Origin of the sequence: Amycolatopsis sp. lyj-23 (assembly GCF_046549135.1) — a bacterium.
Lineage (GTDB): Bacteria > Actinomycetota > Actinomycetes > Mycobacteriales > Pseudonocardiaceae > Amycolatopsis.
The window spans coordinates 169042-190249 of record NZ_JAJPWN010000015.1 but is presented as its reverse complement, the minus strand read 5'-3'; the positions used below and the strand labels follow the sequence as shown (position 1 = coordinate 190249).

Sequence of the window (21208 nt, the reverse complement as noted above, 5' to 3'; positions counted from 1 at the left end):
TGGGAGCGGAGGTGTCGGAGTCGGGACGGCCGGTGGTGGGGGCGTGTCGTCCGGATCGGTGTGGTGGCCGGGTGGGGGTTGAGGTATCGGAGTTGCGGCGGTCGCTCGTAGCTGTTCCTCGGTCGCCTCGGCGCGGTGCCGGGGCGGGCGGGCGATGAGTGACTCGGCGTTGGTGCGGGACCTGCGGTCCGAGCTGGCCGCGGGTGGGCTGCGCGGGTCCTTCCTGGTCCGCGACCTGCGGTCCGGCGCCGAGGTCGGGATCGACCCCGATCGCGAGTACCCGATCGCCTCCCTGGTCAAGGTTCCGCTGGCCGCCGTCACGCTGGAGCGCGTCCGCCGCGGCGAGCTCGACCTGGCGGCGCAGCTCGAGGTGGCTCCCGGCGGTGTCACCACCCCCGGTCCGATCGGCCTGACCCGGTTCCGGCACCCGGCGCGCGTGGCCGTCGAGGACCTGCTGTACCTGAGCACGTCACTGAGCGACGGGACGGCCGCGGACGTCCTGTTCGGCCTGACCCCGCCGGCCGACGTCACGCGGATGCTCGGCGAGTGGGGCCTGGCCGGGATCGCGGTGCGCCACCCGATGCGGGACCTCGTCGAGACCCCGGCGGAGCGTTTCGACGCGGCCGAAGCGGACCTGGCCCAGTCCCTGGCGATCGGCGCGGCCACGGCCGGCCACGGCCACCGCCTCCCGCAGCTCGACATCACGCGCGCGAACGCCGCCTCGGCGCGGGCGCTGGCGGAGCTGCTGCAGGCGCTGTGGACGCCGTCGAGGATCGACCCGTCGGTGGCCGCGGGGGTGCGCGACCTGATGGCGAACAACGTCCTTCGCCACCGCTTGACACCCGACTTCGCTTCCGACGCGGCCCGCTGGTCGTCGAAGACGGGAACGTTGCTGAACCTGCGCCACGAGGCAGGCGTGGTCGAGCACGCGGACGGCGGCGTGTTCGCGGTGGTGGCGTTGACGGAGTCCAGCGTCCCGGCGGTGGTCCAGCCGGAGGCGGAGGTGCTGGCGGCCCGGGTGGCCCGGGCGCTGCGCGACCACCTGCGCGGCCGGTGAGAAAACCGGTTGGGGGCCCGGAGAAGGCGGCTTACGCTCCGGCGGTGTCGTTCACCAGACCCGAACCCCCGTACTACGCGGTGATCATCTCCAGCGCCCTCGACGAGGACAACCTCGACGGCTACGCGGCGATGGACGAGCGCATGGCCGAACTCGGCCGAGCCCAGCCGGGCTACCTGGGCCGCGAGTCGCGAACGGACGCGGAGGGCCGAGAGCTGACGGTGCTGTACTACCGCGACGCCGAGTCGATCTCGGCGTGGAAACAGCACCCGGAGCACCTGGAGGCCCAGCGCCGGGGCCGCGAGCAGTGGTACGCGAACTACCACATCGAGGTGGCGAAGGTGGAGCGCGCGTACGGCTTCGACCGGGGCGAGTAGCGGGAGAGGTGCACACCCGGCCGTCCGCGCCTGACGCCGCACGCCCGCCTCACGCGAGGCGGAATCGCACACCCGGAGGCGGCTGCAGCTCGCCGCCGGTTGATCCACCCGAGACTGCCGCTATCTCCGCCGGGCGCTGTCGTTCCACGCCTGCTCGCCTGGCCCATCCCCGCCGCCCGGACCCGGCCAACCCCGCCACCCGGGCCCGGTCAACTCTCGCCGCTTGGACGCGGCCGACTTACGCCGCCCGGACCCGGCCAACCCGCGCCCGGCCAACCCCTCAAACCGTCGCCTTCACCCCGAACTCCACCTCCGCGGTCTCCACCGTCCCGGCAGTACGCCCCGGCGCGGTCTGGTACTTCCAATACAGATTCGTGTGCGCGATGACCTGCCCCGGCGGCGGCGCACCATACGCCGTCAGGTCCTCGGTCGTGTGCGCGTCCGACACCAGCGTCGCGTCGTACCCCCGAGCCAGCGCGCCGTGCAAGGTCGACCGGATGCACTGGTCCGTCTGCGCGCCCGCCACCACCAGCGAACCGATACCCCGGGCGGCCAGCACCTCCTCGAGGTCGGTCGCCTCGAACGAGTCGCCGTACTCCTTGTGCACCAGCGGTTCCGCTTCCGCGCGCGTCAGCTCCGGCACGTACTCCCACGGCCGGCTGCCCCGGGGCAGCTCGTCGCTGGTGTGCTGGACCCACACCACCTCGGTGCCCGCCGCGCGGGCGCGCTCCACCAGCGAGACGATGTTGGCCAGGACGGATTCGCGGTCGTGGGCCGTCTCCATCACGCCGTTCTGGACGTCGACGACGAGCAGGGCGGTGTTCGGCCGGCCGGGCAAAGTGGTCATGGCGCCACCCTAGCCACCGGCACCGACAATTTCGGCGAACCCGTGGTCAGGGCGCTCCGCCGAGGTGCTTGGCGGACACCGCTTCCCACACCGCGTCGAAGTTCTCGTACCGGTCGCTGTCCGGCAGGCCGCCGAGCGAGCCCAGCACGCCGTCGCCGCCGCCGGCCGCCGCTGCCCGGCGCAAGAGCTCGTCGCGGCCGCAGGGGTACTCGGTGTCGGACAGGTGCTGCTCGAGGCTGGTCCGGTCCGGAGCGGGCATCGCACACCTCCTGATCGTTCTTGGCCCCTCGCGTACCCGCGGCGGCCGGGAAGAAAACTCAGCCCACGACGATCGTGTGCGCCGACCGCGGCTCCAGGGACCCGATCACCGGGTGGCCCGGCAGCTCGCCGGCGACCAGCAACCCACCCGAGGTCTGCGCGTCCGCCAGGAGCAACGCCTCGTCCTCGGAGACCCGGGACAGGTCGGCGTGCGGCCGCACCCAGTCCAGGTTGCGTCGCGTGCCGCCGCTGACGTACCCGTCGCGCAGCGCCTCCCGCGCGCCGTCGAGGTACGGCACCGCCGCCGGGTCCAGCCTGGCCGTGACGCCGCTCGCGCGCGCCAGCTTGTGGAGGTGCCCCAGCAGGCCGAACCCCGTCACGTCGGTGGCGCAGGTGGCCCCGGCGGCCAGCGCGGCTCGCGACGCCGGCCCGTTCAGCGTCGTCATCGCGGCGATCGCCTGCTCGAACCGCTCGCCGGTGGCCTTGTGCCGCGAGTTGAGCACGCCGGTGCCGAGCGGCTTGGTCAGCGTCAGCGGCACGCCCGCGCGGCCCGCGTCGTTGCGCAGCAGCCGGGCGGGATCGGCGACGCCGGTGACGGCGAGCCCGTACTTCGGCTCCGGGTCGTCGATGCTGTGGCCGCCGGCGAGGTGGCAGCCCGCCTCGCCGCAGACGTCGAGGCCACCGCGCAGGACCTCGGCGGCGAGCTCGAACGGCAGGGTCTCCCGCGGCCAGCCGAGCAGGTTGACCGCCACCACCGGCGTGCCGCCCATGGCGTAGACGTCGGAAAGCGCGTTCGCCGCGGCGATCCGGCCCCAGTCGTAGGCGTCGTCGACGACGGGGGTGAAGAAGTCCGTGGTGGCGATCAGCGCGGTGTCCCCGGAGATCCGGACCACGGCCGCGTCGTCGCCGGTGTCGAGCCCGACGAGCAGCTCGCCCGCGGGCGAGACGGGCGTGGCTCCGGTCAGGCCGGCCACGGCCGCTTCGAGTTCGCCGGGCGGGATCTTGCAGGCGCACCCGCCGCCGTGCGCGTACTGCGTCAGTCGGTAACCCACCTCCTCATCCTGCCCGCCGCCGTCATCCTTGGCAGGATGGCCTCCATGGTGCAGGGAGGCGTATCCGGCCTGGTGACCGGCGCGGTCTTCAAAACCGTCGAACGGCAGGTTCTGCCGCTGGCGGGTTCGATTCCCGTCCGCCTCCGCCATGCCTGACCCGCGCCGCGCGATCCCGCGGACCGACGCGGTCCTGGCCGAGCCCCGGATCGCCAAGGCCGCCGGGTCGCTCGGCCGGGACCTGGTGAAATCGGTGGTCAACGACGTCCAGCGAGCGGCTCGGGCCGGCGAAATCGCCCCGGGCGACGTCGCCGAAGCCGTGCTCGCGCGGCTCCCGGCGAGCGCGTCCTCGCTGCGGCCGGTGGTCAACGCGACCGGCGTCGTCGTGCACACCAACCTCGGCCGGGCCCCGCTTTCGCCCGCCGCGCTCGACGCCCTCGCCGCGGCCGGCGGTGCCACCGACGTCGAATTCGACCTCACGACCGGCGAGCGGGCCCGCCGCGGCCGCGGCGCGCTGGCGGCGCTGCGGGCGGCGGTGCCGGACGCCGGCGCGGTCCACGTCGTCAACAACAACGCGGCCGCCCTGCTGCTGTGCGCGCTCGCGCTGGCCCCGGGCCGGGAGATCGTCGTCAGCCGGGGCGAGCTGGTCGAGATCGGCGACGGCTTCCGCATCCCGGACCTGCTGGAATCGGCCGGGGCGCGGCTGCGCGAGGTCGGCACCACGAACCGGACGTCGATCCGGGACTACGCCGCGGCGATCGGCCCGGACACCGGGTTCGTGCTCAAGGTCCACCCCTCGAACTACCGCGTCACCGGGTTCACCGCGGAAGCGGCGCTCGGGGAGCTGGCCGGCCTCGGCGTGCCGCTCGTCGCCGACATCGGCTCCGGCCTGCTCGCGCCGCACCCGCTGCTGTCCGACGAGCCGGACGCGGCGAGCGCGCTGCGGGCGGGCGCCACGGTCGTCACCGCGAGCGGGGACAAGCTGCTCGGCGGCCCGCAGGCCGGCCTGCTGCTCGGGGACTCCGACGTCGTCGAACGGCTGCGGCGGCACCCGGCCGCGCGGGCGCTGCGTGTCGACAAGCTGACTCTTGCCGCTCTCGAAGCGACGCTGCGCGGGCCGCTGCCGCCGGTCCGCGCCGCCCTGGAAGCCGCTGCGGCGGAGCTGCGGGAACGGGCCGAAGCGCTGGTCGAGGTCCTCGGGGACGTCGATGCCTGCGTGGTCGAGTCGGTGGCGGCCGTCGGCGGCGGGGGTGCGCCCGGGGTCGAGCTGCCCAGCTTCGCGGTCAGCCTGCCCGCCCGGTACGCGGCCGCGTTGCGCACGGGCGAGCCCGCGGTGGCCGGCCGGGTGGTCAAGGACCGCTGCCTGCTCGACCTGCGGACCGTGCGGCCGGAAGAGGACGCGAAGCTGCGGGAAGCCGTCCGCCGATGCAGGTGATCGTCACCGCCGGGCACGTCGACCACGGGAAGTCCACGCTGGTGCGGCGGCTGACCGGGATGGAGCCGGACCGCTGGGCCGAGGAACGCCGCCGCGGCCTCACCATCGACCTCGGGTTCGCGTGGACCCGGATCGGCGACGAGGACGTCGCGTTCGTGGACGTGCCGGGCCACGAGCGGTTCGTGCCGAACATGCTCGCCGGGGCCGGGCCGGCCCCGGCGGTGCTGTTCGTCGTCGCCGCGGACGAAGGCTGGATGCCGCAGTCGGCCGAGCACCTCGCGGCGCTGGACGCGTTCGGTGCCGGCCGCGGTCTGCTGGTCGTGACCAAGGCCGACCGCGCCGACCCGGCCGCGGCGACGGCGCAAGCGCTGCGGGAGATCGCGGCGACGTCGCTGGGCGCGGTCCCGAGCGTCGCCGTCAGCGGCACCACGGGTGCGGGTCTCGGCCGCCTGCGCGCGGCGATCGCGGACCTGACCGGCGGGCTGCCCACACCGGACACCGGCGCCGACGTCCGGTTGTGGATCGACCGCGCCTTCACGGTTTCCGGCGCGGGCACGGTCGTCACGGGCACACTGGCCGCGGGCACGATCGCCGCGGGCGACGAGCTGCTGCTCGGGTCGTCGCGGGTGAAGGTCCGCGGCCTGCAGGCGCTGGGCGAGCCCCGCACCCGCGTCGGCGCCGTGGCCCGGGTCGCGGTGAACCTGCGCGGCACCGCGCGCGGCGACGTCGGCCGCGGTGACGTCCTGCTCACGCCGGGCCGGTGGCGCACGACGGCGGAGTTCGACGTCCGCCTGCGCGGCGCCGCGGCCGCGGACCTGCACCGCGAGCTGGTGCTGCACCTGGGCACGGCGGCCGTGCCGGTGCGCGTCCGTCCACTCGGGACGGACACCGCGCGGCTCGCCACCGCGGCCCCGCTGCCGCTGCGCACCGGCGACCGCGGCCTGCTGCGCGATCCGGGCGAGCACCGGATCGCCGCCGGGTTCGACGTCCTCGACGTCGACCCGCCCCCGCTGTCCCGCCGCGGCGCGGCGCGGGCCCGCGGCCGCGAGCTGGCCGATCCGGACCTCGCGCGGACATACCTGCTCCGCAAGGGTTTCGTGCGGGCCGGGGACTTCACGGCGATGGGCCTGAGCGCGACGGGGGAGCGGCTGGGCGAGTGGTACGCGGACGAGGAGCGGCTCGCGGCGCTGCGTGCGCGGGCGGCCGGAATCGTGACCGGGTGGGACCGCACGGCCGCGGGCGTGCCGGTCGAAGCGGTGCGGCAGCGGCTCGGGCTGCCCGCCCCCGAACTGGTCGTCCCCGTGGTGCGGGGCACCGGCTTCGAGGTGTCGGGCGGACTGGTCCGCCGCCCGGGCGCCGGGCTCGCGCCCGCCGTGGAGAAGGCACTGGACGTGGTGGCGGAACGGCTGGCCGAGCACCCGTTCCGCGCCCCGGAAGCGGACGAACTGCGCGCACTGGGCCTGGGCCGCCGCGAGCTGGCGGCGGCGGTCCGCCTCGGCAGGCTGACGGCGGTCGCCGAAGGGGTGGTCCTCGGCCCGGACGTGGCGGAACAGGCGGCGGACCGGCTGCGCGGGCTGCCGCAGCCGTTCACGGTGTCGGAGGCGCGCAAGGCCCTCGACAGCACCCGCCGGGTGATGATCCCGCTGCTGGAACGCCTGGACGCGGCCGGCCACACCGAGCCCCTCGGCGACGGCACCCGCCGCACGAGCGGCTAAGGCCGTTCCCCGGCCAGCGACTGCGTCCCGATCACCCCCAGCAGGGCCAGGCGGTCGGCCGCGTCGCTGCCCGGCTCCGCGGTGTAGACCATCATGCGCAGGTCGCTCCCCGCGACGCTCAGCACATCGCAGTCCAGCGTCAGCGTGCCGACGTCCGGGTGGTCGATCGTCTTGCGGGCCGATTCGTGCCGGCCGACCGTGCCCGACTCCCACAAGGCGGCGAAGCGGGGGCTGCGGCGGCGCAGGTCGGCGACCAGGGACCGCAGGGCCGGGTCGTCCGGGTACCGGCCGGCCGTGCGGTGCAGGTCGGCCACCAGCGCCGCCTGCAGGGCGGCCCGCGACTCGGGGGTGTCGCGCACGCGGGTGTTCGGGTTGAGGAAATTGCGCCACACCCCGTTCAGGTCGCTGCCGTGCCATTCACCCATCAGTGCCGTGTGGAGCGGGTTGGCCAGCAGCTGGTTCCACGCCGCGTCGAAGACGGCGACCGGGGTGCCCGCGAGGCGGTCCAGCATGCGGTGGACGCCCGGTGTGATGTGCCGCGGGACCGTGCCGGGGCCCGGGGGAGCGAGGCCGGCCAGGCGGAACAGGTGCGTGCGCTCGTCCGACGTCAGGCGCAGGGCCCGGGCGAGCGCCTCGACGACCTGGGCCGACGGGCTCGTCGCGCGGCCCTGTTCCAGCCGGACGACGTAGTCGGCGGAGATGCCGGCCAGCTGGGCCAGCTCTTCGCGGCGCAACCCCGCGGCCCGGCGGCGGCCACCCGCGGGCAGGCCGGCCGCCCGCGGCGAGACGCGGTCGCGCCAGTGGCGCAGGGCCGTGCCGAGTGCGGTGTTCGCCATCCCTCGATTGTGCGGGCCGGACGGCCGCTTGTCCTGGTACTGCCCGTCCCAGGAAAACCGGACACTTCCGGCCCGCGCGGTCCGGGCCGATCGTGTTGGTGACCCTCCCGGAAGGACTCGAACCCATGAAGCAGCTCGCCCTCGTCACCGGCGCCACGTCCGGCATCGGCCGCGCCTTCGCCGAACGCCTGGCCGCGGACGGCTACGACCTCATCGTCACCGGCCGCCGCGAGGACCGGCTCGCGGAGTTCGCCGCCGCTCACCCCGACGTCGAGGTCCGGACCGTGCCCGCCGATCTGGGCACCGACGACGGCGTCGCGGCGGTCGCCGCCCTCTGCGCCGCCGAGCCGCTGACCGTGCTCGTCAACAACGCCGGTGTCGCGCACTACATGCCGCTCGCGCAGCTGCCCGCCGCCAAGGCCGGGGAGCTCGTCCACGTCAAGGTGGCCGCACCCACCATGCTGACCCGGGCCGCGGTGGCGGGCATGCAGGAACGCGGCGAGGGGAAGATCGTCAACGTGGCCGGGATGATCGCGTTCAGCGGACCCGCCGATCCGTCCGTCCAGCCCCGCCGGGCCGTCTACGCCGGCTCGCTGGCCTACCTCGTCGCGCTGTCGCAGACGCTGAACGCCGAGCTGGACGGCACCGGCGTGCGGGTGCAGGTGCTGTGCCCCGGCGTGGTCGCGACCGAATTCCACGAGCGCCAGGGCCTCGACCTGAGCGCGGTGCCGCGGATGAGCGCCGCCGACGTCGTCACCGCGTCCCTGCGCGGGTTCGAGCTCGGCGAAGTCGTCACCGCCCCGGGGGTCGAGGACGCCGGCCTGCTGGAGGCCGTCTTCCGGGCCGATCTCGCCGCTTTCGGCGCGCAGCGCCCGGAACTCGCCTCCCGCTACCGCTGAATGCCGCCGAAGAACCCGGCCAGCGCGGCGGCGAGGGCCTCCGGGTTCTCTTCGGCCATGTGGTGCCCGGACTCGATCGCGTGCCCGCACAGCTCGGTCGTCCACGGCCGCCAGACGCCGAGGACGTCGCCGTAGAGGTCGGCCAGATCGTCCTGGCTGGACCAGAGGACCAGGGCGGGGCAGGTGATCCGCCGCCCGGCGGCGCGGTCGGCGTCGTCGTGGGCGCGGTCGACACCCAGGCCCGCGCGGTAGTCCTCGAGCATCGCGGTCACCGTCGCCGGGTCGTGGACGGCGCGGTGGAAGTCGGCGAAGTTCTCTTCGCCGAGGCGGTCGGGGGTGTTGCGCGTGCCGACGTCGTACCAGGCGTCGGGGTCGGCCGTGATCACCCGCTCGGGCTTTTCCGGCTGGGCGAAGAAGAACCAGTGGTACCACTCCCGCGCGAACCGCGCGTCGCAGCGGGCGAGGGCTTCGCCGATCGGGACGGCGTCGAGGATCGCCGCGCCGCGGACGACGTCCGGGTGGTCGAGCGCCAGGCGGGTCGCCACGTACGCGCCACGGTCGTGCCCGGCCACGAAGAACTGCTCGTGCCCGAGGTGCCGCATGAGCGCGACGCAGTCGGCCGCCATGACGCGTTTGCTGTAAGGCGTGTGGTGTTCGTCGGTCGGCGGTTTGCCGGATTCGCCGTAGCCGCGGGTGTCGGCGCACACGACGGTGAACCCGCCGGCCAGCAGCGGGGCGACCCGGTGCCACGTCGTGTGCGTGCGCGGGTGCCCGTGCACCAGCAGGACCGGCGGTCCGGAGCCGCCGTGGCGCACCCGCAGGGTCACCTCGCCGACGTCGACGCGGTCGAGCGTGAAGCCTTCGAACACGGGCAACCCCCGGAAGACAAAGACGCTGCCGCACCCCGGCGTCCGGGGTGCGGCAGCGGGAGAACCGGGGTCAGTCCTTGTTCGTGACGCCCTTGACGGCGTCCTTGACCTTCTCGCCGGCCTGCTTGAGCGAGCCCTTGGCCTGGTCGGTCTTGCCCTCGGCCTGCCACTGCTCGTTGCCCGTGGCGTCGCCGACGGCTTCCTTGGCCCGGCCCTTGAGCTCTTCGCCCTTGTTTTCCAGCTTGTCGTTCATCAGGTGCACCTTCCGTCGCGGCGACATTTCCGGATCGGCCAGTCGCCAAAAGGGCCTTGACATCTGTATACCCACTCGCTCCGGATCTACACATCGCCGTCTAGACATCGGCCGGCAGATGACCGCCCATCCGCTCGATCCGCTGGATCGCCGGTTCGGCGAGCACGCCGTGCACGACCACCGAGACGGCGATGGCCACCGCGCCCACGCGCCACAGCACGTCCTGGTGCGGGATCGGCTGCCGGTCGAGCGCGTAGGCGAGGTAGAACAGCGTCCCGATGCCCCGGACGCCGAAGAAGGCGATCGCCGCGCTCGCCGGCCGCCCGGGCGAGGACGCGCCGAGCAGCGACAGCCAGCCGACCACCGGCCGCACCACCAGCACCGCGACCACCGCCAGCACCACCTCCAGCGGCTGCAGGCCGCGCAGCAGGCCGTCGCCGATGGCCAGGCCGAGCCCCAGCAGCGCGATGGGGACGAACAGCCGCTCCAGCTGGTGGCCGAACGCGTGCAGGACGCCGTGGTACTCGTGCTCGCGCTCCTGCGTGCGCACCGCCACCGCGGCGGTGAACACGGCGACGAACCCGTTGCCGTGGCTCGCTTCGGCGAGCGCGTAGGGCACGAAGGCGAGGGCGAGCAGGACCAGCCCGTCGGCGTATTCGGCCAGCCGCAGCCGGTCCGACGGCACCCGGAAGATCGCCCAGCCGAGCACCCGGCCGGTGAGCAGGCCGGCGACGACGCCGATGACCAGCGGCAGCAGCAGGTCGACCAGCACCCAGGACAGGTCGAGGCGGGGTTCGCTGCTCGCCAGCGCCAGGCCGAGCAGGACGAACGGCATGGTGAGCCCGTCGTTGAGCCCGGCCTCCGTGGTCAGGGTGAAGCGGATCTCGTTGTCCCGCGCCAGTTCCGGCTCGGCGTCGGGGTGCGGGACGCCGATGTCGCCCGCCAGCACCGGGTCGGTCGGTGCCAGTGCCGCGGCGAGCAGCAGCGCGACCCCGGGGGCGAGCGCGAGCCACCAGGCTCCGAGCGCGGCGATCGCGACGATCGACACCGGCATGGCGATGGCGAGCAGCCGCCACGTCGAACCCCACCGGCGCAGGCCGAACGGGCGGTCGACGGCCAGGCCCGCGCCGGCGAGCGCGACCAGGATGCCCAGCTGGGTGAAGGATTCGACGCCGTGCAGGTGGGCGGCGGGGTCGCTCCAGCCGTCGCCGTAGGGTTCGGGCAGCGGCAGCAGCCCGAGCACGGTGCCGGCGAGGAGCATCACCAGCGGCACCGAGAACGGGCGGTCGGCCACCAGCTTCGGCACGATCGCGGCGGCGAGCGCGAGCAGGCCCGCCACTCCGAACAACACCGTCAACGACGACAACGATCTCCTCCTGCCCGCTCGTCCGCACGTCACCGCGGCCGGGAGGCCCGGCCGAGCGTGGAGTCCGGGTTCCGCGGGGCGCACCGCGATCGGCCGGCTACCCGGGTGCCGGGTAGCGTGGCCGGGGAAGGCGCGCCGCGGCCCGGATTCCCGGCGTGCGAGCGGCGAAACCGACGAGGAGGCCGCGGTGACGGCGATGAACGGGGCGGGCGGGCCGTGCCGGTTCTGCGGCAGGCGGCGCGACCCCCGGGTGCCCGGCCGGAAGGGGCCGATCTGCGTGGACTGCGTGCGGGCCGGCCTGCGGGTGGTCCGCGACGGCGCGGACCGCGAAAGCGGCTCGGGTGACGTGCTGGCGGCGGTGACGTCCCCGCTGGCGGCGGTCTGCGACTTCTGCGGCCGCCGCGAGCGCCGGACGTTCCTCGGGCTCCGGCGCCCGCTGCTGCGGGTGGACTGCGCCGCGCGCGACGCGGTGATCTGCGTGGACTGCCTGGACCACGCCGGCGATGTGCTGAACGTCGCCCTGCGCGGCTGACGGCGTTTCCGCCCCCGCGCCCGCGGGTAGCCGGACGGCATGACGTCCACTCGGGACCACCGCACGCAGCCGGAGACCGCTTCGGTGGCCGAAACCCTGCGTGTCGCGCTCGAGGTCGCGCTGCCCGCGCTGGCCGGCGGGGTCATCAAGCGCCGTCCCGCGGCGATGGCGCTGGCCGGGAAGCTGCAGTTCGACCGGTCCGCCGTCAAGCTGCTCCGGCGGCTGCGCGACCGCCACTACGGCCGTCCGCTGCGGCTGCGCGTCCCCGGCCGGTCGGTGGAGCTGGCACTGTCCGCCGCGGACGTCAAGCGCGTGCTGGCCGGCTCGCCGACCCCGTTCAGTCCGTCCACAGTGGAGAAGCGGGCCGCGCTGAGCCACTTCCAGCCGCACGGCGTCCTGATTTCCGGCGCGGCCGGCCGGCCGGTCCGCCGACGGTTCACCGAGGCCGTGCTCCAGCCCGGCCGCCCGCTGCACGAACTGGCGGCGCCGTTCGCCCGCGCCATCGCCGACGAGGCGGCCGGCCTGCCGGGCTCGGCGACGCTCGATTGGGACACGTTCAACGTCGCCTGGTGGCGATTGGTGCGCCGGGTCGTGCTCGGCGCGGCGGCCCGCGACGACACGACGCTGACCGACCAGCTCGAACGCCTGCGGCTCGACGCGAACTGGGCGTACGCGCACCCGAAGCGCAAGCAGCTGCGCGAAGAGTTCCAGCGCCGGCTTACCGGGCACCTGGACCGCGCCGAGCCGGGCAGCCTGGCCGCGGTGATCGCCGCGTCCGACGTGGTGAACGCCGCCGACGCCGCCGACCAGGTGGCGCACTGGCTGTTCGCGTTCGACGCCGCGGGCATGGCGACGTTCCGGACGTTGGCGCTGCTGGCGAGCCACCCGGCGGAGCTGGAGCGTGCCCGCGCGGACCTCGAAGGCGTCGACCTCGCCGAGCCGAACCAGCTGCGGTACCTGCGCGCGTGCCTGCTGGACGCGGTCCGGCTGTGGCCGACGACCCCGATGATCCTGCGCGAGACGACGGAAGAGACCGAGTGGGGCCCGGCGGGGACGACGGTGCTGATCTTCACGCCGTTCTTCCACCGCGACCCGGCCCTGCCCTACGCCGACCGCTTCGAACCGGACCTCTGGCTCGACGGCCGCGCGGCGGAGAACCCGGCACTGGTTCCGTTCAGCGCGGGTCCGGCGATCTGCCCCGGCCGCGACCTGGTCCAGTTCTGCGCGAGCACGACGCTGGCCCACCTGCTGCGCGGCCACCGGTTCGAGCAGGCGTCGGGACCGGTGCTCTCCCCGGAGCGCCCGCTGCCGGCCACCCTGGACAACTTCCACCTGACGCTCAACGTGCTGGGCTGAGCCGCCTCCGCGGCAGCCGGGTTGACCGGCAAGACGACGATCAGCGACGCCCGAAGGAGCGAGAAGCGCCGCAGGTCAGCGCCCCTGGGCCCCCGTTGCGGCATCTCCGCGGCGGCCCCCGCGCCCGCGGCCAACCGGCCGGAGGGCGTCCCGGCCCGTACCCTGGAATCGACGGCGAGGCCGATACGGGGGTTTGACATCGATGTCAGTGCTCTGGGGCGTGTCCTTCGACGCCACTCCGCTGTCCGGGGTCGTGGTCGAGTTCCTCAAGACCGCGCGCCGCTTCGCCGACCGCGGGCACCGCGTCCACCTGGACCTCGGGTACGACATCAAGGCCGACAAGGGCGCGTTCTTCCGGCCCTACCGCGACGAAGCCCGGCTGCTGCCGGAGTGGATCACGCTCGACCGCGTCGCCGGTACCGAAACGGTCCGGGGCTACGACCGCGAGTTCGTCGAGCGGGTCCTGACCGAAGTCGTGCAGGGCGGCGACGACGCGCTGCGGCCCGAGGTCGACCGCATCGCCGGTGAACTCGCGGACCGGATCGTGGCCACCTGGGAACGCCTCGGCGTGACCGTCGTGGTGGTGGAAAACGGGACCCTGCCGGAAAACCTCGCGTACACCGAAGCGCTCTACCGGGCGATCGGCCGCTACGGCGCCCGGCATCGGCTCGGCCGGTTCGTGTTCTGGCGCGACCACGACCTGATGTGGCAGAGCGAACCCGGGATCGCCAAGTACGGCACGTTCCCGTACCCGGGCGTCCCGGCCCCGCGCAACTGTCCGCACATCCACTACTTCGCCCTGCACGAACAGGCGAAGGCGCGCACCCTGGAGTGGGTACCGGGGCTGGCGAACATCGACGTCCTGCCCAACTCCTTCGCCATCGCCCCGGCGCGGGTCGACGAGCGCAACGCGGCCTTCCGGCGCGACCACGGCATTCCCGAGGACGTCCCGCTGCTGGCGCGGATCACCCGGATCATCCCGCAGAAGCGCATCGACCGGGACCTCCACCTGCTGGCCCTGCTGCCGGACGCGTGGCTGTTCGTCGCCGGCGACGTCGACGAGACGCCCACCGAGCACGCCCGGCTCGCCGGCCTGGCGGAGCGCCTCGGCGTGGCTGAACGTGTCGTGTTCGGCGGCTGGCTGACGCCGTACGACACCCGGGTCCCCGGCCGGTACTCCGTGCGGGACCTGCTCGCGCACGCGACCGTCGTGTCGTTCCTGACCTCCTACGACTATGAGAGCTACGGCAACCCGGTCAGCGAGGCGATCGCGTCCGGCACGCCGTACATCACCAGCGGGTACGAGCTCTACGACGTCGTCTACGGCAGCCAGGGCTTCCGGGCGCCGGTGCTGGACATCCGGGCCCGCGACCTGCCGGACGCGGCCTTCGCGCGCGAAGTCGCCGAGCTGATCACCGACGAAGGGAAACGGGCGGAAGTGGTGCGGGTGAACTCGGAACTCGGGCGGGCGCGGTTCGGCACGCGGGTGGTCGACGAGCTGGTCGGCCGGCTGTACCCGCCGCCGATGGGCGCGGCGACGCGGCTGAGCGTCGTGCTGCCGGTCTACAACGAAGCCGCGAACCTCCCGGAGGTGCTGCGGACGCTGCACGACCAGCGCGACGGCGAGGCGCCCCTGGACAAGAGCCGGTACGAGGTCGTGCTCGTCGACAACAACTCCACCGACGACACCGTGGCCGTCGCGCACGCCTTCGCGGCCGCGCACCCGGACCTCGCCCTGCACGTCATCCACGAGCCGGAGCAGGGCGTTTCCTGCGCGCGGCGGGCCGGGATGGACTTCGCCGCGGCCCGCAGCCGCAACCGGCCCGACAGCGACCCGGGGGAGCGGTTCTACCTCGTGTCCGCCGACGCGGACTGCCGGGTGGATCCGCACTGGCTGAGCGAACTCCTGGCCGCGATGGAGACGTCGAAGGCCGCCATCGGCGTCTGCGACTACTACTACAACGCCGGGCACTTCACCGGACGGCCGCGGCTGTGGGACGCGATCCAGCGGACACTGCGGTGCCGGGCCGTCACCTTCGCGCTCTTCGGTGGCTTCCCCGACGGCAAGGGCTTCGCCGTCGAGCGCGACGCCTACGAGCGCGCCGGCGGCATCGAGATCTTCTACCAGCTGCAGGACGGGAAGTTCGTCAACCACCTCTCCGACGACTGGGACTTCGGGATCAAGGTCGCCAGCGGCGGCGACGCGATCACCTACGCCCCGCGCTCGCGCGTCGAGATCAACCCGCGGCGCGTCGACCACGCCATCGACGAGGTCATCGCCGGGCGGGCCTACGGGTCCGGCGGCACCATCGTCATGCGCGACATCCGGCCGTCGGCGCCGCCGGAACCGGTCGACCTCACCGAAGCGCAGGCGCGCCAGGCGTGGGATTTCTCCATCAAGGACTTCACGCCGAAGAACACCATCCTGCCGGTGCTGCTGACCCCCGCGCTGCTGGAGGACGACGCCGTCATCGCGTTCTTCGGAGCCGAGCTGGCCGCGCGGCTGGCCCGGCGGATCACCGAGATCCGCCACGAGATGCGCGTCGTCGACTTCACGCCGATCCACGCCTACAAAACGCCGTCGTACCGGCTCTACTTCGAGTTCGCCGACGAGCTGTTCGCCTGCCTGCGCGCCCACGTCGGCGCGGACATCGGGTTCCCGCCGCCGCTGCCGCCGTGCCTGGCGGAGGTGCCGGAGGAGCGGTTCGCGGAGTTCGTCCGCTACTACTGCGAGGACCGCGAATCGGGCGAGGCCCACGACTACTTCGGCAACGGAGGGGTGTTCTGATGACGCTGGGCTACGAAGAGGCCATCGGCTCGCTGCACACGATCGATCCGGCGTGGCCGCGCCCCGCCGTGCTCGACGTCCTCGAAGCGCCCGAGAACCGCCACCTGCTCGACTTCGTGCAGGAGGACCCGTTCGGCGCGCACGTGTTCCCGGGCAACGTCCCCGGCACCCCCGCGCAGTTCCTGCGCGACCTGGACGCGCAGCTGGCCGCGTCCGGGCCGATCCACCTCTGGTCCTACATCCCCACGTGCGCCTACCGCTGCCGCTTCTGCCAGTACCCGGTGGTGCTGGTGAAGGGCAACCCCGAAGTGGCGTACGAGAAAGCGAAGTCCTGGGTCGACCTCAACATCGCCGAGGCGCGGCTCTGGCTCGACGCCGTGCCGCACCTGCGCGGGGCCGAGGTGGGCGAGTTCAACGTCTTCGGCGGCACGCCGTCGCTGCTGCCGGAACCGGAGATTCGCCGCCTGCTCGAGTTCTACCGCGCGAACTTCGGGTTCACGCCCGCGACGACGATCCGCTTCGAGGGCGACCCGAGCACGTTCACCCCGGCCAAGCTCGAGCTGCTGCGGGAGCTGGGCTGCACCAAGCTCTCCAGCGGCGTCCAGTCGTTCGACGACCACGTCCTGGACCTGTGCGGGCGGGAGCACACGGCGTCGATGTGCGTCGACTTCGTCCGCAACGCCACCGCGGCGGGGTTCGAGTGGGTGAGCATCGACCTGATGTACGGTCTGCTCGACCAAAGCCTCGACAGCGTCCGCCGCGACCTGGACGTCGTGCTGGAAAACGAGGTCACGGCGGTGGTGTGCACGAAGCTGCACCTGGCGTCCTACAGCGACACCCGCACCGGCGTCACCGGCGAGAAGCCGGCGGCGTGGCAGCTGCCGTCCTACCGCGACAAGCTGGTGCGCGACGGCCACCGCTGGCCCACGCTCGGCGAGCAGTACCAGATGCGGGAGTTGCTCACCGAGGGCCTGCGCGCGGCCGGGTACACCGAGCACCCGACGATGTACTTCGCGCGCGAGGGCCGCGGGCCGGAGAAGTGGAAGTCCATCATGGTCGACCAGGACAAGCAGGAGGCCGAGGTCGCGATCGGCCTCGGCGGCAGTTCGAGCTGCCGCGCGTCCGAGGCGATCACCGACGTGAACTCCCGCCGCTACACCGAAACCGTGCGTTCCGGGCGGATCCCGCTGGGGTCGGCGACGCGGTTCACGCCCGAAGCGCAGGAGGCCCGGGCCGTCAAGATGGCGCTGACGACGTTGCAGCCGCTGCGGGATTCCGTGCACACCGCCCGGTTCCCCGGGCGGTCGCTGTTCGCGGAGCCGTGGCTGGGCCGGTTCCGGGCGCTGGCTTCGCGCGGGCTCGTCGAGCTGCGCCCGGAAGACGGCGTCGTCGCGTTGACGCCGCCGGGGGAGACGCTCGTGGAGGCGATCATCACCACCGAGCTGTGAGTCACTACATCGGGTGACACAAGGCTCGCGAGGAGCGACCAGGACCGGCACCATGGATCTCGGACGTGCCAGTACCGAGATCGGAGCGTGGATGAGCCGAACCGTTGCCGGACACGACGAACAGCGTCGGTGGCGGACCCGGCTCGCCGGTGTCCTGGCCGTGCTCGCCGCGGTGGCCGCCGCCCCGCCCGCGTGGGCGGCCCCCGACTACTCGCTGGCCGGCACGAACTACGCCGGCACGCAGATCGCGCGCCACGAAGGCATCCAGGGGAGCCCGCGCGACGACGTCGTCGGGCAGACGCTCGGGCACGACGTCAGCGGGCACCAGGGCGCGGTCGACTGGGCCGCCGCGGCCGGTGCCGGGGCGAAGTTCGCCTACGTCAAGGCGACCGAAGGCACCGGGTTCGTCAACCCGCAGTTCGGGCAGCAGTACGACGGCGCGCACGCGGCGGGCATCATCCGCGGCGCCTACCACTTCGCCCGCCCGGACGTCTCGGGCGGCGCCGAGCAGGCGGAGTACTTCATCGCCAACGGCGGCGGCTGGCGCGCGGACGGCACGACGCTGCCCGGCGCGCTGGACATCGAGTACAACCCGTACGGCGACGTCTGCTACGGCAAGAACCCGGCCGACCTGACGGCGTGGATCGCCGACTTCACGCGCACGTACCTGGCGAAGGTCAAGCGCAGCGCGCTGATCTACACGAGCACGGCCTGGTGGAAGCGCTGCACCGGCAACACCGCGCGGTTCGGCAACACCGACCCGCTGTGGCTGGCGCGGTACGGCCCCGACGTCGGCGAGCTGCCGGCGGGCTGGGACAAGCACAGCATCTGGCAGTTCGCCCGAGGCGGCAGCCTGCCCGGGGACCAGAACTACTACAACGGCCCGCTCGCCCGGGTGCAGTCGCTGGCGAAGGGTTAGCGGCGCAGGCGCAGGCGCCGGCGGCGCTGGCTGGGTGCTGGCCGGGCGCTGACAAGATCGGACAGAATCCTGTCGTTTCCGTGACCGGCTGCTTACGATCGGCGGGCAGGTCTTCGTTGCTCGTCCTTTGTGGACCCGGGAGGCGCCGTGCGCAGGATCGCCCTTCTCGCTGCGGTTTCCGTCGCCGCGGCCGTCGTCGTCTCCGCTCCCGGGGCCGCCGGGGCGCCGCGCGCGTGGTTCACGTCGTGGGCGCAGTCGCAGGACGGCCGGGCCGACACCCCCGTCACCGGTCAGTCGCTGCGCATGATCACGCACCTCAGCCAGGGCGGCGACGCCGTGCGCGTCCGGTTCCAGAACACCTTCGGCACCGGGCCGCTGGCGATCGGGCACGCCACCGCCGGGCCGAGCGCGGGCGGCGCCGCCGTCTCCTCCGCGCGTGAGCTGATGTTCGCCGGGCGTCCCGCGGTGACGATCCCCGCCGGTGGGGAGGTCTGGAGCGACGAGACCCGGCTCGTGACGGGTCCGGACTCCGACCTCGCGGTGAGCATGGCCGTCGAGGGCACCGCCGTGCCCGGCCGGCACGGCGCCGCCCTGCGCGACAACTACCTGACGCCGCCGGGCTCGGGCGACCACGCGGCCGACGTCTCGGGTGCCGCCTTCACGGCGACGGTCGGCGCCACGTACGTCGTCAGCGCCGTCGACGTGCACAACGCGGCGCTGAAGGGCACGGTCGTCCCGTTCGGCAGCTCGGTCGTCGACGGCATCGGCAGCACCAACTGCGGCCCCGGCTGCACCCAGCTCGGCGCGAACCGCCGCTGGACCGACGACCTGGCGCGGCGGATCACCGCCTCGGCCGCCCCGCTGGCGGTGGCCAACGCCGGCGTTTCGGGCACCACGAGCGCCAAGTCGTGTCCGGGGATGCCGCCGTCGGTCGCGGGCCTGGACGCGGCGAGCCGGCTGGACCGCGACGTCCTGGCCCTGCACGGCGTCACGGCCGTCATCTACTACTACGGCACCAACGACCTGGCGTACGGCTGCGACGCGGCGACGATCCTCGACAGCTACCGGGCGGTGTTCGCGCGGCTGCGCGCGGCCGGCATCTCGGTGTACGTCACGCCGAGCACGCCCCGGCCGGGGTACGGCGACCAGGCGAACCTGGCCCGGCACGAGATCGCCCTGTTCGTCAAGCGCTGGAACACCTGCGGGGGCACGTGTTCCGGCGTCGTGGACTTCGACACGGTGCTGGCGGACCCGCTGAAGCCGAACAGCATCCTGCCGGCGTACGACAATGGTGACGGCATCCACGCGAACGCCGCCGGCCAGCAGGCGCTCGCCGACTTCGTCTCCGTCCCGATGCTCGCCCGATCCGGGCCGGTTCTCCACCCGATCGGCTGAGCCGGGCGAGTCGGAACCGCGGATCTGTGCTTGCGGGTCAGCACAGTACGCCGGGTGATGAACGAGTCGATGGACGACGCCGGGTGCTGCCTGCTGTCGGTGGCCTGGAACGTCGCCCCGCTGGCCGAAGGGCAGCCCGGCTCCCGCCGCGCCGACCTGCGGCGGACGGTGGTCTCGGTGTGCCGGGCCGCCGGCCACGGCGCCCGCGACTGGGCCGCGCGGCACGGAGCGGGCACCGAGACCGAGTACCGCCCGTTCCTGCAGCTCGCCGACGTCGCCTACGAGATCGCCACGCTGCTGCTGCTGGTCGAGCTCGCCGAGTGGACGTCGGCCTTCCTGTTCTCCGGCGCACCCGTGCGTCTGTGATGGACCTGGTCGAACCGCGTGACCGCCGCGCACGCCAGGTGGGCCCGGTCGGCCACGTCGGCCAAGTCGTGGCGCGACAGCAGGCCGTCTTCGAAGAGGAAGCCGCTCCTCTGCAGTTCCTGGAGGGCCTGGTCCCGGACGCCGGCCAGTTCGCGCCGTTGCCGGAACAGCGTCTGCCAGTCCTGGGCGGGCTTGGAAGTCATGGCCACAGCTTGCCGATCCGGCCGGCCCGAGTCGAGACCGAATTGCCGCCGCCGCGCCCCTGAGCGGTTTCCGCCGGGTCGGGCTGCGGTGGGGATGGACGCTGCGATCAGCCATCCGGCCTCACCTTCGGCGCGGTAACGATCGGCCCATTTGCGGGCGGTCTTGGCGGCGACCATGAACATCTTCGCCGCTGCGGCGGAGGTCCAGCCCTGCTCGACGATCAGGCGGGCCGGCCGTAGCCACCGGTCACCTCAACCCAGGACGACATCCCCGGCGACCGCGCCCTGAGCGGTTTCCGCCGGGTCGCCGAGCAGTCCTAAGCCGCCCCGGCCCAGCGGTGCACGGCGAACCGGCTGCCGTCGCGGCGGACTTCGGCGGCGCCCGGTCCGCCGAAGTGGGCGGGGACGACGAGTTCGCCGGTGTCCGCGGCGCGTTCGAGGACCGCGTGCCGGGTCGTGGCGGCCTGGTGCGGGTCTTCGCAGAAGCAGCTGCTGTGCTCCGGCGCCAGTATCTGGACCGGGCTGTGCAGCAGGTCTCCGACGAACACCGCCCGGTCCCCGCCGGACGACACGCGCAGGACCGACGAGCCCGGGGTGTGGCCGGGCGCCGCTTCGAGGGTGAGGTTCCCGTCGATGCGGTGGCTGCCTTCCCACAGCTCGGCCCGGCCGAGCACCGGGGCGACGCTGTCGGCGTAGACGAGCAGGCTGCCTTCGCGGCGGAGCTGCTCGTGCGGCGTCCGCGGAGCCGGGCGGCGGTGGGCGTTGCGCGGGTCGAAGTACACCTGGTCGGCGCGCGGGATCAGGTAGGTGGCGCGGGGGAACGTGGGCACCCATTCGCCGTCGCGCAGCTCGGTGTTCCAGCCGACGTGGTCGTAGTGGATGTGGGTGTTGACGACGACGTCGACGTCCTCCGGCCGGACGCCGGCCGCGGCCAGCCGCTCGAGGAACGGGGTCGCCAGGTGGTCGAACAGCGGGATCTGCGGCCGGCGCCGGTCGTTGCCGACGCCGGTGTCGACCAGGATCACCCGGCCTTCGCTGCGGAGCACCCAGGTCTGCACCGCGCCGCGGTAGCCGCCGGTCTCGGGGTTCCAGTGGTCGGGCGCGAGCCAGGCGGCGTTGTCCGTCCAGATCGCCGCCGGGCTGCCGGGGACGATGGACTGCGCCGGGGCGATCTCGCCCTGCCACTCGACCACCTTGAGGACTTCCACTGTTCCGATGTGCATGACGCCACGCTACGAGC

General features: G+C 73.6%; 21 protein-coding genes, 1 tRNA gene and 1 pseudogene. 14 read left to right on the top strand and 9 right to left on the bottom strand.

Going from position 1 to position 21208, the window contains the following annotated elements; translation table 11 throughout:
* Positions 1–154 precede the first annotated feature (154 nt).
* Positions 155–1057 carry a serine hydrolase gene (locus ACLJPY_RS34055; protein WP_410594904.1) on the top strand — a complete coding sequence of 301 codons (903 nt, stop codon included), beginning with the start codon at positions 155–157 and terminating at the stop codon, positions 1055–1057.
* Between the two features lie 44 nt (positions 1058–1101).
* Positions 1102–1434: an antibiotic biosynthesis monooxygenase family protein gene (locus tag ACLJPY_RS34050; RefSeq protein ID WP_410594902.1), complete on the top strand. Its 333-nt coding sequence runs from the start codon at positions 1102–1104 to the stop codon at positions 1432–1434.
* Positions 1435–1714: 280 nt separating this feature from the next.
* On the opposite strand, the gene ACLJPY_RS34045 is transcribed toward ACLJPY_RS34050, so the two are convergent.
* From ACLJPY_RS34045 to selD, 3 genes are read right to left on the bottom strand one after another with little or no spacing between them, the layout of a single operon-like run.
* A complete protein-coding gene (locus tag ACLJPY_RS34045) occupies positions 1715–2281 on the bottom strand; it encodes a cysteine hydrolase family protein (RefSeq protein ID WP_410594900.1) in 567 nt (188 codons plus the stop codon).
* A 46-nt stretch (positions 2282–2327) separates the two neighbouring features.
* The gene (locus ACLJPY_RS34040; protein WP_410594898.1) at positions 2328–2540 is read right to left on the bottom strand and encodes a DUF2795 domain-containing protein; all 213 of its coding nucleotides are present in this window, start codon (positions 2538–2540) and stop codon (positions 2328–2330) included.
* Between the two features lie 58 nt (positions 2541–2598).
* Positions 2599–3591 (bottom strand): selenide, water dikinase SelD, encoded by a 993-nt coding sequence (selD, locus tag ACLJPY_RS34035; protein WP_410594896.1) that lies wholly within the window; start codon positions 3589–3591, stop codon positions 2599–2601.
* Between the two features lie 54 nt (positions 3592–3645).
* Between selD and ACLJPY_RS34030 the strand changes: the two genes are divergently transcribed.
* The 3 genes from ACLJPY_RS34030 (at position 3646) to ACLJPY_RS34020 (ending at position 6738) form a co-directional block, all read left to right on the top strand.
* Positions 3646–3740: transfer RNA gene (locus ACLJPY_RS34030), tRNA-Sec, on the top strand.
* Complete coding sequence (gene selA, locus ACLJPY_RS34025) at positions 3740–5023, top strand: L-seryl-tRNA(Sec) selenium transferase (RefSeq protein ID WP_410594894.1); 1284 nt, start codon at positions 3740–3742, stop codon at positions 5021–5023. Before ACLJPY_RS34030 ends, selA begins: the two co-directional genes overlap by 1 nt.
* A complete protein-coding gene (locus ACLJPY_RS34020; protein ID WP_410594892.1) occupies positions 5014–6738 on the top strand; it encodes a SelB C-terminal domain-containing protein in 1725 nt (574 codons plus the stop codon). Before selA ends, ACLJPY_RS34020 begins: the two co-directional genes overlap by 10 nt.
* Here ACLJPY_RS34020 and ACLJPY_RS34015 read toward each other — a convergent pair.
* Positions 6735–7574, bottom strand: coding sequence for a helix-turn-helix transcriptional regulator (locus tag ACLJPY_RS34015; protein ID WP_410594890.1), 840 nt, complete (start codon positions 7572–7574; stop codon positions 6735–6737). The two genes, ACLJPY_RS34020 and ACLJPY_RS34015, sit on opposite strands and share 4 nt — an antisense overlap.
* Before the next feature lie 125 nt (positions 7575–7699).
* Between ACLJPY_RS34015 and ACLJPY_RS34010 the strand changes: the two genes are divergently transcribed.
* Positions 7700–8473: an SDR family NAD(P)-dependent oxidoreductase gene (locus tag ACLJPY_RS34010; protein ID WP_410594888.1), complete on the top strand. Its 774-nt coding sequence runs from the start codon at positions 7700–7702 to the stop codon at positions 8471–8473.
* On the opposite strand, the gene ACLJPY_RS34005 is transcribed toward ACLJPY_RS34010, so the two are convergent.
* The 3 genes from ACLJPY_RS34005 to ACLJPY_RS33995 all read right to left on the bottom strand — a co-directional run bounded on the left by ACLJPY_RS34005 (position 8464) and on the right by ACLJPY_RS33995 (position 10961).
* A complete protein-coding gene (locus ACLJPY_RS34005; protein WP_410595064.1) occupies positions 8464–9342 on the bottom strand; it encodes an alpha/beta hydrolase in 879 nt (292 codons plus the stop codon). The two genes, ACLJPY_RS34010 and ACLJPY_RS34005, sit on opposite strands and share 10 nt — an antisense overlap.
* 70 nt (positions 9343–9412) lie before the next feature.
* Positions 9413–9595, bottom strand: a complete 183-nt coding sequence (locus ACLJPY_RS34000; protein WP_364268336.1) for a CsbD family protein — start codon at positions 9593–9595, stop codon at positions 9413–9415.
* Positions 9596–9695: 100 nt separating this feature from the next.
* Positions 9696–10961 carry a cation:proton antiporter gene (locus ACLJPY_RS33995; protein ID WP_410594886.1) on the bottom strand — a complete coding sequence of 422 codons (1266 nt, stop codon included), beginning with the start codon at positions 10959–10961 and terminating at the stop codon, positions 9696–9698.
* A gap of 196 nt (positions 10962–11157) precedes the next feature.
* Between ACLJPY_RS33995 and ACLJPY_RS33990 the strand changes: the two genes are divergently transcribed.
* The 8 genes from ACLJPY_RS33990 (at position 11158) to ACLJPY_RS33955 (ending at position 20031) form a co-directional block, all read left to right on the top strand.
* Complete coding sequence (locus ACLJPY_RS33990; protein ID WP_410595063.1) at positions 11158–11493, top strand: hypothetical protein; 336 nt, start codon at positions 11158–11160, stop codon at positions 11491–11493.
* A 39-nt stretch (positions 11494–11532) separates the two neighbouring features.
* A complete protein-coding gene (locus ACLJPY_RS33985; protein WP_410594884.1) occupies positions 11533–12849 on the top strand; it encodes a cytochrome P450 in 1317 nt (438 codons plus the stop codon).
* A gap of 202 nt (positions 12850–13051) precedes the next feature.
* Positions 13052–15637 (top strand): glycosyltransferase, encoded by a 2586-nt coding sequence (locus ACLJPY_RS33980; protein WP_410594882.1) that lies wholly within the window; start codon positions 13052–13054, stop codon positions 15635–15637.
* The gene (locus ACLJPY_RS33975; RefSeq protein WP_410594880.1) at positions 15637–17085 is read left to right on the top strand and encodes a radical SAM protein; all 1449 of its coding nucleotides are present in this window, start codon (positions 15637–15639) and stop codon (positions 17083–17085) included. The genes ACLJPY_RS33980 and ACLJPY_RS33975 overlap by 1 nt, the downstream gene beginning before the upstream one ends.
* Before the next feature lie 91 nt (positions 17086–17176).
* On the top strand, positions 17177–18004 hold the full coding sequence (locus tag ACLJPY_RS33970) for a GH25 family lysozyme (protein WP_410594878.1): 828 nt from the start codon (positions 17177–17179) through the stop codon (positions 18002–18004).
* A gap of 147 nt (positions 18005–18151) precedes the next feature.
* The gene (locus ACLJPY_RS33965; RefSeq protein WP_410594876.1) at positions 18152–19399 is read left to right on the top strand and encodes a GDSL-type esterase/lipase family protein; all 1248 of its coding nucleotides are present in this window, start codon (positions 18152–18154) and stop codon (positions 19397–19399) included.
* A gap of 57 nt (positions 19400–19456) precedes the next feature.
* Entirely contained in the window at positions 19457–19765 is a 309-nt protein-coding gene (locus ACLJPY_RS33960) for a hypothetical protein (RefSeq protein WP_410595062.1), read from the top strand.
* Positions 19762–20031 carry a hypothetical protein gene (locus tag ACLJPY_RS33955; RefSeq protein WP_410594874.1) on the top strand — a complete coding sequence of 90 codons (270 nt, stop codon included), beginning with the start codon at positions 19762–19764 and terminating at the stop codon, positions 20029–20031. The genes ACLJPY_RS33960 and ACLJPY_RS33955 overlap by 4 nt, the downstream gene beginning before the upstream one ends.
* On the opposite strand, the pseudogene ACLJPY_RS33950 reads toward ACLJPY_RS33955, so the two are convergent.
* Positions 19991–20193, bottom strand: a pseudogene (locus tag ACLJPY_RS33950) (leucine zipper domain-containing protein); the annotation flags it as partial. The gene ACLJPY_RS33955 and the pseudogene ACLJPY_RS33950 sit on opposite strands and share 41 nt — an antisense overlap.
* Positions 20194–20285: 92 nt before the next feature.
* A complete protein-coding gene (locus tag ACLJPY_RS33945) occupies positions 20286–21191 on the bottom strand; it encodes an MBL fold metallo-hydrolase (protein ID WP_410594872.1) in 906 nt (301 codons plus the stop codon).
* Positions 21192–21208: the final 17 nt, after the last annotated feature.